This window comes from Streptomyces nidicola, assembly GCF_050106155.1.
Taxonomy (GTDB): Bacteria; Actinomycetota; Actinomycetes; order Streptomycetales; family Streptomycetaceae; genus Streptomyces.
Genome location: NZ_JBNBPI010000001.1, coordinates 4,418,785 through 4,430,674 on the forward strand (window position 1 = coordinate 4,418,785; position 11,890 = coordinate 4,430,674).

The window sequence follows — 11,890 nt, forward strand, 5'->3', positions numbered from 1 at the left end:
GCAAGGCAAGACGCACCATGGCCGATAACGCCGAGAACAAGAACCGCGCCGTCGCCGCCGCGATCCTCCCGCTCGTCGGCGGCGCAGCGAACGTCACCTCCGTGGTCCACTGCATGACCCGGCTCCGGCTGGGTCTCGCGGACCGTTCGCTCGTCCAGGACGAGGCGCTCAAGGCGCTTCCCGATGTCATGGGCGTCGTAGAGGACGACACGTACCAGATCGTCCTCGGGCCGGGGAAGGTCGCCCGGGTCACCCCCGAATTCGAGTCCCTCGTGGAGGAGGGCAGGGCCGCCGCCCCGGCAGCCGCACCCGCACCCGCCGATGCCGGCGGCCACTCCGCCGACGACCTCGCCGCGCAGGGCGCCGCGATCAAGGCGCAGCAGAAGGCGAAGAACGCCACCCCGTTCAAGCTGTTCCTGCGCAAGATCGCCAACATCTTCGTGCCGCTGATCCCGGCTCTGATCGGCTGTGGCATCATCGCCGGCCTGAACGGCCTGATGATCAACCTGGGCTGGCTGCCGTCGGTCACCCCGGCGCTCGCCGCGATCGCCTCCGGCTTCATGGCCCTGATCGCGGTCTTCGTCGGCTACAACACGGCGAAGGAGTTCGGCGGTACGCCGATCATCGGCGGCGCGGTCGCGGCGATCATCGTCTACCCGGGTGTCGCCGACATCTCGGCGTTCGGGCACAAGCTCTCGCCCGGCCAGGGCGGCGTCCTCGGCGCGCTCGGCGCGGCGGTGCTCGCGGTCTACATCGAGAAGTGGTGCCGCAAGTGGGTCCCGGAGTCGCTCGACGTCCTGGTCACCCCCACCCTCACCATCCTGATCTCCGGCCTGGTCACGATCTTCGGCCTGATGTTCGTGGCGGGTGAGGTCTCCACCGCGATCGGCACGGGCGCCAACTGGCTCCTGGAGAACACCGGCATCTTCGCGGGCGCCGTCCTCGGCGGCCTCTTCCTCCCCCTGGTGATGCTCGGCCTCCACCAGGCCCTGATCCCCATCCACACCACCCTGATCGAGCAGCAGGGCTACACGGTCCTGCTCCCCATCCTGGCGATGGCGGGCGCGGGCCAGGTCGGTGCGGCGATCGCCGTCTTCAAGAAGCTCAAGCACAACAAGTCGATCCGCAAGACCATCAAGTCGGCGCTCCCCGCGGGCTTCCTGGGCGTGGGCGAACCCCTCATCTACGGTGTCTCGCTCCCCCTCGGCCGCCCGTTCATCACGGCGTGCGTCGGCGGCGCGGCGGGCGGCGCGTTCATCGGCCTCTTCTCGATGCTCGGCACCCAGGTCGGCTCGACGGCCATCGGCCCGTCCGGCTGGGCCCTGTTCCCCCTCCTCGACGGCAACAAGGGCCTGGGCGTGACCTGCGCGATCTACCTGGGCGGCCTGCTGGTCGGCTACATCGTCGGCTTCCTGGCGACGTACTACTTCGGCTTCACGCAGGACATGCTGGTCGAGTTCAACCAGGACGTGGACGCGGGCGAATCCCCGGAGGCCCACGCCGAGGCCAACCCGGCGACCCCGTCCCCGGAACCAAAGGAACCGGCAAAGGTCTGACCCCGCTCACCACGAAAGGGCGGCACTCCGCGTCGTTGGGTGCCGCCCTTCGCCACGTCCTGCGGGAGCCCGAGGCGGGCAGACACCGGCCGCACGCTATCGTTCCGGTCACACAAACTCCACAGGCCGCGCACAACTCCTCGGCCTCACGGACGCCCCGCCGACTCCGGAGACCCAGCCTCATGCGCGCCGCCCTGACCGTGACCGCTGCCCTCAGCGCTGTCGCCCTGCTCTGCACCGCCTGCTCGCCGAACGAGCGGGCCACCGCGGACGCGGCCGACAAACCCTCCACTCGGGCGCCCTCTCCCGCCGCCACCGTCCGCGCTGCCGTCAAAGCCACCCGCGCGACGTCGGTCGACACCCGGCAGAAGATCGAGACATCCGACGGCGAGGGCCAGACGTACGTACTCGACGTCACGGGCCGCTTCGACCTGGACGACGACCGGGGCACACTGCAGGTGCGCATGCCGAAGAAACCCGGAAAGAACACCCTTCAGGAGGTCTTCGCCAACGGCCAGGTCTACGTGAGCGACCTCCCCGACGTCGACGAAGGCGTCTGGGCCACGATGCCGCGCCACAATGCCGTCTCCCACGCCGTACTCCGCGCCCCGGTCAACGACCCCGAGTATCTGCTCCAGCAGATCGCCGCGATGCGCATGGTCACCGAGGAGGGCAAGGAGACCATCGGGGGCGTCCGGACCACGCGTTACCGGGGCATGCTCGACCACGCCGCCCTGACCCGCCGCATGTCCCCCGACCTCCGCGACAAGATGGACCGCACCCGCGACAGCCTCGGTGCGGAAGTTGTGGTGATCGCCGAAGCCTGGATCGACGACAAGGGACACCTCGTACGCACCCGGACGGACCTGAACCTGGGCGGCCCCCGGACCACCGTCACCCTGAACCTGTCCCGGCACGGCAGCCCTGTCGAGGTGAACGTACCGGTGCCGTACGCCCAGGTGCTCGAGTTGGCCGGCCCCTTCTTGGGCTGAGGAGAGCGCGTCGCCGTGCCCCGGCCGCTCGCCCGGACCCACTCCGCATGCGCCCCGCCCGGCCCTCCCGCATCCTGGGCGCATGGCTGACAGCACCCTTTCGAAGATCTCCTGGACCCAGTTCCGCCCGGACCGGCGCCTCCTGACCGCCGGGGCGGTCCTCACCGGCGTCGGCACCCTCACGGCGATGGCGGGCGTCGGCGTCCTCGTCTACGAACTGGCCCGCGCGGGCCGCAGCTGGACCGGCACCTGGGACGTCCCCCCGTCCGAACTGGCCGCCCGCACCCTCCACCAGGCCCAGGCCGCCGCCACCAGCGCCACCCGCGCGGGCCGCGACACCTGGCAGAGCTTCTCCGAACAGTCCTCGGCCTGACCGCTCAGGCCCCGCGCCGCCCCTCGTGCAGTACGGCGACGATCCGCATCGCCGTATCGAAGTTCACGCACCCCAGGTCGACGAGCGGATACCCGACCTCCCCCGCGGCCGAGACCGGGTCGACCCTCAGTGACGGCAGCACGATGCCCAGTACCCCGGTCTCCGCCCGCAGTTGAGCGACCACGTCCTCGACCACCCGCAACCGCTCCGCGTCCCGCACGACCATCACGCACTCCTCCACTCCGAGTTCCACTTTCGCCACACAGAGTGACCGGCCCGGCCCTACGCTGGCCAGGGGCAGCGGCCCAACAGATGCCTCTGCTGGACCGGGAGTTGATGCACGTGACCGGACCGAAGGACCTCGACCCGTCGTCGCGCCGCGTAATGATCGGCGAAGAACTCCGCCACGCCCGCGAGAGAGCGAACCTCACGCAACAGGCCCTGGGTGAGCTGCTGTTCGTCAGCGGTTCCTACGTCGGCCAGATGGAGGCGGGCACGCGGCGCATCCTGCCGGACATGGCCGTGCGCCTGGACGAGGAGCTGAACACGGGCGGCTTCTTCGCCCGCAACTGCGAGAGGGCGAACAGGTCCAGGTTCCCGGACCATTTCGCGGAGGCGGCAGAGGCGGAGGCCATAGCGACAGCCATCCGACAGTACGCCGCGCTGCTCATCCCCGGCTTGCTCCAGACGCGGGCCTACGCGGAGGCGGTCTTCCACGCCTACCAACCCACCGCGCCGGACGAGCGGATCGACGGTCTCGTCGCCGACCGGCTGGCGCGGGCGCGCCTGCTCGACGATCCAACAACGCCGTTGTTGTGGACGGTCCTCGACGAGGCGGCCCTGCGCCGCACGGTCGGCGGGCCGCGGGTCATGGCGGAGGCACTGCATCACGTGGCGGACCTGGCCCGACGACACCGCGCGCTCGTACAGGTCCTGCCGTTCGCCGCGGGCGCGCACGCTTCGATGCAGGGCCCCGTCAAGCTGATGGAGTTCGAGAACGCCCCGCCGCTCTCGTTCGTCGACGGGCCCGAGACGGGAAGGCTCACCGACGACCCGGCCACGGTCGCCCGCCACACCTTCACGTTCAACCTCCTCCAGGCAGCGGCCCTCTCGCCCCGCGACTCTCTGGCCCTGCTCGACTCAGTGGCGCAGGATTACGCCCATGAGGAACCACACCCTTGAGGACGATCTGAACGACGCCGCCGCCTGGAGCTGGCGCAAGTCCAGCTACAGCGGCGGCGACGGCGGCGACTGCCTCGAAGTCGCCGACGCCCGCACGCCGGTGACCGGCATCGTCCCCGTCCGGGACTCCAAGAACCCCACCGGCCCGAAGCTCACGCTCCGGGCGGAGGCCTGGTCCGCGTTCATCGCCGACCTGCGCCGCACCCCGTAGCCAACGCCCCGAGGCTCAAGCCCCGAGCGACGAGCCCTGCTTTCAAGGATTGGGAGGCGGTCTCAACCCACCCTCCCTCCCTGCGAGTTGGCGAAGCCGACGAGCACGTCCGCTAATACCCGACACTTTCTGGCACCGGCTTGCCACGGAGGGTAATCACGCTCTAGCGTGCCCGATATACGAACGGCCCCCGCCGGTGCGCCAACACCTGCGAGGGCCTGTCCATCAAGATCCCATCCAGGGAGATCTCGTGGCTGACGCCAACTCTAGTGCCGCCCCCGCCCCGACGCACGCAGCACCGCCCACCCCGCTCCACCCCGAGGCGAACCCGGGCTACGGCAAGCGCTCCGCGCCGGACCAACTCCCCCGAACCAGGGCCGACTTCGCGGACCTTCCCGCCCGCGAGGCGTACATCGCCGGATACATCGACCGGCTGCCCGACGGCTCGGACATCTCGGTGAAGACACTCGCCAATCACCTCCCGTACGGCCAGGCGGCGATGCGAACCGCCCTCAACAACCTGCACCGGGCCGGTCACTTGAGACGCGGCCGCGAACACGTACAGGGCTCCGGGAGCGCACGCTGGGTCACCCGCACCTGGTTCTCCCGCACGGCGCGGGGCGACGCGTGGTGGACGGCATTCGTGAGGGGCGACGTACCGGAGACGGGCCGGGACGCGCCGCCCGAAGAACCACCTCCACGCCCCACCCGCAGCCGCGCGCTGCTCCTCCTCACCGCCCTCGGCCGCACGGCGCCGTCGCTGGCCCTGTCCGCCGCCGAATGCAACCGGCTCGCACCGGAGGTGGAGCGCTGGTTCGAGCGGAACGCCACCGAGGAAACCCTGCTGCACGCCCTGACGGCCGGCCTCCCCACACCCGTACACAGCCCGGCCGCACTGCTGCTCCGCCGCCTGACCGACAAACTTCCCCCGCCACCCCCACCACCGGCGAACCGCCCGCTCCTACGCCTCATCGAATGCGCGAACTGCGGCGCTCCCGGCCGCCCCGAGGCCCTACCAGGCGGCTTCTGCACCCCATGCAACAACCCCCGCCCCGCCTCCCCACCCCCAGGCATCCTCACCCCGGAAGCCGTCCGCACCCGCGTCGCGGAGATCCGCGCGGCAATGCTCCCCCGCTCCGAAAGGGCACGCGCATGACCGCGCCGACGATCCGGACCCGTACATCCGGGGCACGATGGAGGCGAGGAGGCACACCCATGACCCCTGGCACCGCCGACCGCCCTCAGATGAGCATCGAGGACTTCGAGGAACTCGACCGAAGGGCTCCGGAGACCCTGCGCAACAAGCTCGAATTCCTGAACGGACGGCTGCTCGTGAAGCACGGCCCCATCGACGTCGAGGACTTCGAGGAACTGGCCCGCGTCGCCCCCGAGACGGTGACCTTGGAACTCCTCAACGGAAAGCTAGAGGTCAAGCCCGTGCCGGACGGCGACCACGGTTCGATCATCATGTGGCTGATCCGCCAGTGCATGATGCAGCGCCCCGAACTGGCACTGCATCCCGAGCAGGGCCTGCGGATCGACACGTACCGAAAGGGCTGCATCAAGCCGGACGGCGCCCTGACGCCCATCGACTACTTCGCCGGACAGGACGAGTGGGCCTCCCCCGACGGCGTCCTCATGGCTGTCGAAGTCACCTCCAAGGACCGCGACGCCGACCGCCGCGACCGCCAGGAGAAGCCCCGCGCCTACGCGTACGCGGACATCCCCGTCTACCTCCTCGTCGACCGCGACAACGACACGGTCGTCGTCCACAGCTCCCCCGAGAACGGCGTCTACCAGAACCGCCGCCCGTACCACTACGGAGCAACGGTCCGCCTCCCCGCCCCGGTCACCATCACCCTCGAAACAGAGCGCCTCAAGGACTACGCGTAAGCCAACCAAGCCCCAGGCGGCGGGTGGGCAGATCAAGCCCCGCCGGCGATTGAGGCGCGGGGTCCGGGGCGGAGCCCCGAGGCGTCGAGCACGGGTGGGCGCACAGAAACGCCCGAGGGCGGCCCCGTCTCACGTGGAGACGGGGCCGCCCTCGGGTTACGGACGGGCTGAACCGCGAGCGGCTCAGAAGTCCATGTCACCGCCCGGCATGCCGCCGCCGGCCGGCGCAGCGCCAGCCTTCTCCGGCTTGTCGGCGATGACGGCCTCGGTGGTGAGGAACAGCGCGGCGATGGACGCGGCGTTCTGCAGGGCAGAGCGCGTGACCTTCGCCGGGTCGATGATGCCCTCGGCGATCATGTCGACGTAGTCGCCCGTGGCGGCGTTCAGACCGTGACCGACGGTCAGGTTGCGCACCTTCTCCACGACGACGCCACCCTCGAGACCACCGTTGACGGCGATCTGCTTGAGCGGGGCCTCGAGCGCGAGCTTCACGGCGTTGGCGCCGGTCGCCTCGTCACCCTCGAGCTCCAGCTTCTCGAACACCGCGGAGGCCTGGAGGAGGGCCACGCCACCACCGGCGACGATGCCCTCTTCGACGGCCGCCTTCGCGTTGCGAACGGCGTCCTCGATGCGGTGCTTGCGCTCCTTGAGCTCGACCTCGGTGGCCGCGCCCGCCTTGATGACGGCCACGCCGCCGGCGAGCTTGGCGAGGCGCTCCTGGAGCTTCTCGCGGTCGTAGTCCGAGTCGCTGTTCTCGATCTCGGCGCGGATCTGGTTGACGCGGCCCTGGACCTGGTCGCTCTCACCGGAGCCGTCGACGATCGTCGTCTCGTCCTTGGTGATGACGACCTTGCGGGCACGGCCGAGCAGGTCGAGACCGGCGTTCTCCAGCTTGAGGCCGACCTCCTCGGAGATGACGGTGCCGCCCGTGAGGATGGCGATGTCGCCGAGCATGGCCTTGCGGCGGTCACCGAAGCCCGGGGCCTTGACGGCGACGGACTTGAAGGTGCCACGGATCTTGTTGACGACCAGGGTCGACAGGGCCTCGCCCTCGACGTCCTCGGCGATGATCAGCAGCGGCTTGCCGGACTGCATGACCTTCTCGAGCAGCGGAAGGAGGTCCTTCACGTTGCCGATCTTCGAGTTGACGATCAGGATGTACGGGTCCTCGAGCGAGGCCTCCATACGCTCCATGTCGGTGGCGAAGTACGCCGAGATGTAGCCCTTGTCGAAGCGCATACCCTCGGTGAGCTCGAGCTCCAGACCGAAGGTCTGGGACTCCTCGACGGTGATGACGCCTTCCTTGCCGACCTTGTCCATGGCCTCGGCGATGAGCTCGCCGATCTGGGTGTCGGCGGCCGAGATGGAGGCGGTGGAGGCGATCTGCTCCTTGGTCTCCACCTCCTTGGCCTGCTCGAGCAGGGCGGCGGAGACGGCCTCGGTGGCGCGCTCGATGCCGCGCTTGAGGGCCATCGGGTTGGCGCCGGCGGCTACGTTGCGAAGGCCTTCGCGAACGAGCGCCTGGGCCAGGACGGTCGCGGTCGTCGTGCCGTCACCGGCGACGTCGTCCGTCTTCTTCGCGACCTCCTTGACCAGCTCGGCGCCGATCTTCTCGTACGGGTCCTCGAGCTCGATCTCCTTGGCGATGGACACACCATCGTTGGTGATCGTGGGGGCGCCCCACTTCTTCTCGAGGACGACGTTGCGACCCTTGGGGCCCAGGGTCACCTTGACGGCGTCGGCGAGCTGGTTCATGCCGCGCTCGAGGCCGCGCCGTGCCTCCTCGTCGAACGCGATGATCTTGGCCATGTGAAGTGGTCCTCCCGGACGGGGTGGCTAACGCAAAAGGACCGTGCTGGTGCCCGCGACGGACGGCCTGCGGGCCTTGTGGCTCCTTGCACCACCCGGCCCCCGGACCTCACCGACCCGATCCAAGTTTTGTCACTCTCACTCGGAGAGTGCTAAGCCCAATGATTAGCACTCGACCCATGCGAGTGCAAGCGCCTGTCACGGATCCGCAGGTGAGCGCACGCAGCGCGAAGGGCCCGTCTCCCGGTTACCCGGGAGACGGGCCCTCCACAACGTGCGACGTACAAGCTTGCAGTCTGACGCGCGCGTTCAGCCGGCGGCCACGCGGACCATGTCGGCCTGCGGCCCCTTCTGGCCCTGCGAGATCTCGAACTCGACCCGCTGACCCTCTTCGAGGGTGCGGTAGCCGTCCATCTGAATCGCGCTGTAGTGGACGAAAACATCCGCACCACCGTCGACCGCGATGAAGCCGTACCCCTTCTCCGCGTTGAACCACTTGACGGTGCCCTGAGCCATGCCTAACTCCCCTATTACTGGCCCTTGCGCAGGACCGCACTTCGCGGACCCGGGTCAGACCTCACGCCCCATGGGATATGGGGGTGTGCGCCGGAACGCGTCGACCGCGGCTGAATGTATCTGCCCAACTGCCGTCTGCAACAGGTCAATCGGACGAGAATTCTGGGCACGCCAGATCGGGGAAACCGGGCCAACTCACCGGATCCTTGGGCAAGTCGGGCCGCGTAAATGCCGTAAAAGGCCCGAAAGGGCTGCACACTTTGGCTACTTCTTGCCGGGCTTCGGGCGAGAACTCATATGCGCCCGTCATGCACCGCGCGGGGAAACGCAGCAGCTTCCCCAACTGTACCGCGCTCAACCATGCAGAATTGCCCCCTCCGCTTCTCTCGCGGAGGGGGCAATTCGGGTAACTCTACGTAGACGTAGAAAAGATCAGCCGCCGGCGACGGCCGGAATGATCGAGACGCCCGCGCCGTCCGGCGTCGCCGTCTCGAGGCCCTGCTCGAAGCGGACGTCGTCGTCGTTCACGTACACGTTCACGAAGCGGCGCAGCTTGCCCTGGTCGTCGAGGACGCGGGCGGCGATGCCGGTGTGGTTCTTCTCCAGGTCGGCGATGACGTCGGCGAGGGTGGCGCCCTCGGCGGCGACCTCGGACTGCCCGCCGGTGTAGGTGCGCAGGATGGTGGGGATGCGAACGTTGACGCTCATGCTGGTAACTCCCGTTGCTACAAGTTCGGTCGGGCTCAGTGGTCGGTGGCGAGGCCGGCCTCGCGGAACGCGTCCAGGTTGGGCCGGATCGTGGCGGTGGCCTGCGAGGACTCGGCGACCGCGTCCAGCGTCTTGAGACCGTCGCCGGTGTTCAGGACCACCGTGGTCAGCGACGGGTCGATGAGGCCCGCCTCGATGAGCTTCTTGGTGACACCCAGCGTGACGCCGCCCGCCGTCTCGGCGAAGATGCCCTCCGTCTGCGCGAGCAGCTTGATCGCGTCGACGACCTGCTCGTCGTTGACGTCCTCCACGGCGCCACCGGTGCGGCGCGCGATGTCGAGGACGTAGGGGCCGTCGGCCGGGTTGCCGATCGCGAGGGACTTGGCGATGGTGGTCGGCTTCTGCGGGCGGACCACGTCGTGGCCGCCCTTGTAGGCGACGGAGACCGGGGAGCAGCCCTCGGCCTGGGCGCCAAAGAGCTTGTACGGCTTGTCCTCGACGAGGCCGAGCTTGATCAGCTCCTTGAGGCCCTTGTCGATCTTCGTGAACTGCGAGCCGGACGCGATCGGGATGACCAGCTGGTCCGGGAGCTGCCAGCCGAGCTGCTCGCAGATCTCGTACGCGAGCGTCTTGGAGCCCTCGCCGTAGTACGGGCGGAGGTTCACGTTCACGAAGCCCCAGCCCTCGCCCAGCGGGTCGCCGATGAGCTCGGAGCAGAAGCGGTTCACGTCGTCGTAGTTGCCCTCGATGGCGACGAGGTCACCGCCGTAGACACCGGCCATGACGACCTTGCCCTGCTCCAGGTCGTGCGGGATGAACACGCAGGAGCGGAAGCCGGCACGGGCGGCGGCGGCGCCGACGGCACCCGCCAGGTTGCCGGTGGAGGAGCAGGACAGCGTGGTGAAGCCGAAGGCGCGGGCGGCCTCGATGGCCTGCGCGACGACGCGGTCCTTGAAGGAGTGCGTGGGATTGCCGGAGTCGTCCTTGACGAACAACTTGCCCTCGGCGACGCCCAGTTCACGGCCGAGGTTGTCGGCCTTGACGAGCTTGGTCCAGCCGGGGTTCAGGTTCGGCTTCTCGGCGACGTCGGCCGGGACGGGCAGCAGCGGGGCGTAGCGCCAGATGTTGGCGGGTCCTGCCTCGATCTGCTTGCGGAGCGCCTCGGGGTCGCCGACGGGCAGGTCGTACGCGACTTCCAGAGGCCCGAAACACTCGGCGCAGGCGAAGACGGGGCCGAGCGGGACGACGGCGCCGCACTCGCGGCAGGAAAGTCCGGAGGCCGGGCCCAGATCGACGGAGTCCGTCGTGGCGGCGGTTTCGGTGGCGACAGTCTGTACAGCCATGAGAGGCGAGGCCCTTTCTCCTCATCTTCCTCGCGACGCATCTCGCCACGAGACGGATTTGGCACCTTCACTAGCCGGGAGCCTCGCGGGCGCACTGCGGTGTGCGGAACGAGACCGGCTGGAGGGTTGCCGGGGCTTCAACGGGCCGTATCCCTCTGCCCCTCTGGATGAGCGGTATTCGATTGTGTGGATTCAGTTGTCTACTGCGGGCGACCCCCGACATGCGATGGTCACCGGCCTTGTTCAAGACTGTAACCGAAGGCCCGGACCCTTGAGATAGTCGTCCGATGCGCGAGATGGATCACATGTTGATCCTTAGGGAAGGAACGCAGACCGTGCTGGAAGAGGTCGAGCGCTGGCTGAACAGGCGCTCCTGGTCCGTGGCCGACCATCCGCTGCACCGGTTGGTCGCCGCCAAGCAGGCCTCGGGTCAGACGGTGAGTGTCGTACTGCCGGCGCTGAACGAGGAGGAGACGGTCGGCGAGATCGTCTCGGAGATCCGGCGGTCGCTGATGACGGACGCGGTGCCGCTCGTCGACGAGCTCGTCGTGATCGACTCCGGTTCCACGGACCGCACATCCGAGGTCGCGGCGGCCGCCGGGGCGCGCGTCGAGCACCGGGACACGATCCTGCCGCGGATCCCGGCAAGGCCCGGCAAGGGCGAGGTGCTGTGGCGCTCCCTGTTCGTCACTTCCGGTGACATCGTGTGCTTCGTCGACGCCGATCTGAAGGAGTTCTCCGCGGACTTCGTCTCCGGGATCGTCGGTCCGCTGCTCACCGAGCCGGGCGTGGACTTCGTGAAGGCGATGTACGACCGTCCGCTGGCCGGGGCCGCGGGGCAGGGCGGCCGGGTCACCGAGCTGATGGCGCGCCCGATACTCAACCTTCACTGGCCCCAACTGGCCGGGTTCGTCCAGCCGTTGGGCGGCGAGTACGCGGCCCGGCGCTCGCTGCTCGAGCGGCTCCCGTTCCCCGTCGGATACGGCGTGGAGCTCGGGCTGCTCGTGGACGCGCTGCACACCGTGGGCCTCGACGCGCTCGCCCAGGTCGACGTCGGCGTGCGCAGGCACCGGCACCAGGACGGGCAGGCGCTGGGGCGGATGGCGGCGGCGATCTACCGCACCGCCCAGCTCCGGCTCGCGCGCGGGCACCTCATCAGGCCGGTGCTCACGCAGTTCGAGCGCGGGGAGGGCGGCTTCGAGCCGCGTGTCCACGAGGTCGACACGGAGGAGCGGCCGCCGATGATCGAAATCGGTGAGTATGCGGAGCGTCGCGTCGCATAAGCGCCGCATAATCATATGTTTTGT

The 11,890-nt window shown here is 69.0% G+C and carries 13 protein-coding genes and 1 riboswitch; of the genes, 8 read left to right on the forward strand and 5 right to left on the reverse strand.

Annotation, left to right across the window (positions count from 1 at the left end):
* The first annotated feature begins 17 nt into the window (after positions 1-17).
* From ACOKM3_RS20090 to ACOKM3_RS20100, 3 genes are all read left to right on the forward strand, one after another.
* Positions 18-1,556 carry a PTS transporter subunit EIIC gene (locus ACOKM3_RS20090; protein ID WP_426902300.1) on the forward strand — a complete coding sequence of 513 codons (1,539 nt, stop codon included), beginning with the start codon at positions 18-20 and terminating at the stop codon, positions 1,554-1,556.
* Positions 1,557-1,738: 182 nt separating this feature from the next.
* Positions 1,739-2,548, forward strand: coding sequence for an SCO4651 family lipoprotein (locus ACOKM3_RS20095; protein WP_426902302.1), 810 nt, complete (start codon positions 1,739-1,741; stop codon positions 2,546-2,548).
* 82 nt (positions 2,549-2,630) lie between these two features.
* On the forward strand, positions 2,631-2,921 hold the full coding sequence (locus ACOKM3_RS20100; protein ID WP_426902304.1) for a hypothetical protein: 291 nt from the start codon (positions 2,631-2,633) through the stop codon (positions 2,919-2,921).
* 4 nt (positions 2,922-2,925) lie between these two features.
* Here the strand turns inward: ACOKM3_RS20100 and ACOKM3_RS20105 are convergent, their stop codons facing one another.
* The gene (locus ACOKM3_RS20105) at positions 2,926-3,174 is read right to left on the reverse strand and encodes a hypothetical protein (protein WP_426902305.1); all 249 of its coding nucleotides are present in this window, start codon (positions 3,172-3,174) and stop codon (positions 2,926-2,928) included.
* An 89-nt stretch (positions 3,175-3,263) separates the two neighbouring features.
* On the opposite strand from ACOKM3_RS20105, the gene ACOKM3_RS20110 reads away from it, so the two are divergent.
* From ACOKM3_RS20110 to ACOKM3_RS20125, 4 genes are all read left to right on the forward strand, one after another.
* Positions 3,264-4,103 carry a helix-turn-helix domain-containing protein gene (locus ACOKM3_RS20110; protein ID WP_426902307.1) on the forward strand — a complete coding sequence of 280 codons (840 nt, stop codon included), beginning with the start codon at positions 3,264-3,266 and terminating at the stop codon, positions 4,101-4,103.
* Positions 4,084-4,314: a DUF397 domain-containing protein gene (locus ACOKM3_RS20115; protein ID WP_426902309.1), complete on the forward strand. Its 231-nt coding sequence runs from the start codon at positions 4,084-4,086 to the stop codon at positions 4,312-4,314. Before ACOKM3_RS20110 ends, ACOKM3_RS20115 begins: the two co-directional genes overlap by 20 nt.
* Positions 4,315-4,564: 250 nt before the next feature.
* The gene (locus ACOKM3_RS20120; protein WP_426902311.1) at positions 4,565-5,470 is read left to right on the forward strand and encodes a hypothetical protein; all 906 of its coding nucleotides are present in this window, start codon (positions 4,565-4,567) and stop codon (positions 5,468-5,470) included.
* Between the two features lie 59 nt (positions 5,471-5,529).
* Positions 5,530-6,207: a Uma2 family endonuclease gene (locus ACOKM3_RS20125; RefSeq protein ID WP_426902313.1), complete on the forward strand. Its 678-nt coding sequence runs from the start codon at positions 5,530-5,532 to the stop codon at positions 6,205-6,207.
* A 183-nt stretch (positions 6,208-6,390) separates the two neighbouring features.
* Here the strand turns inward: ACOKM3_RS20125 and groL are convergent, their stop codons facing one another.
* The 4 genes from groL to thrC all read right to left on the reverse strand — a co-directional run bounded on the left by groL (position 6,391) and on the right by thrC (position 10,583).
* Positions 6,391-8,016 carry a chaperonin GroEL gene (gene groL / locus ACOKM3_RS20130; protein ID WP_266712587.1) on the reverse strand — a complete coding sequence of 542 codons (1,626 nt, stop codon included), beginning with the start codon at positions 8,014-8,016 and terminating at the stop codon, positions 6,391-6,393.
* Positions 8,017-8,325: 309 nt separating this feature from the next.
* Positions 8,326-8,532 (reverse strand): cold-shock protein, encoded by a 207-nt coding sequence (locus ACOKM3_RS20135; protein WP_030576453.1) that lies wholly within the window; start codon positions 8,530-8,532, stop codon positions 8,326-8,328.
* Positions 8,533-8,964: 432 nt separating this feature from the next.
* Positions 8,965-9,240: a ubiquitin-like small modifier protein 1 gene (locus ACOKM3_RS20140; protein ID WP_326018284.1), complete on the reverse strand. Its 276-nt coding sequence runs from the start codon at positions 9,238-9,240 to the stop codon at positions 8,965-8,967.
* A gap of 35 nt (positions 9,241-9,275) precedes the next feature.
* A complete protein-coding gene (gene thrC, locus ACOKM3_RS20145) occupies positions 9,276-10,583 on the reverse strand; it encodes a threonine synthase (protein ID WP_426902314.1) in 1,308 nt (435 codons plus the stop codon).
* An 18-nt stretch (positions 10,584-10,601) separates the two neighbouring features.
* Positions 10,602-10,757: riboswitch (SAM riboswitch) on the reverse strand.
* Positions 10,758-10,918: 161 nt separating this feature from the next.
* On the opposite strand from thrC, the gene ACOKM3_RS20150 reads away from it, so the two are divergent.
* On the forward strand, positions 10,919-11,866 hold the full coding sequence (locus ACOKM3_RS20150) for a glucosyl-3-phosphoglycerate synthase (RefSeq protein ID WP_426906848.1): 948 nt from the start codon (positions 10,919-10,921) through the stop codon (positions 11,864-11,866).
* Positions 11,867-11,890: the final 24 nt, after the last annotated feature.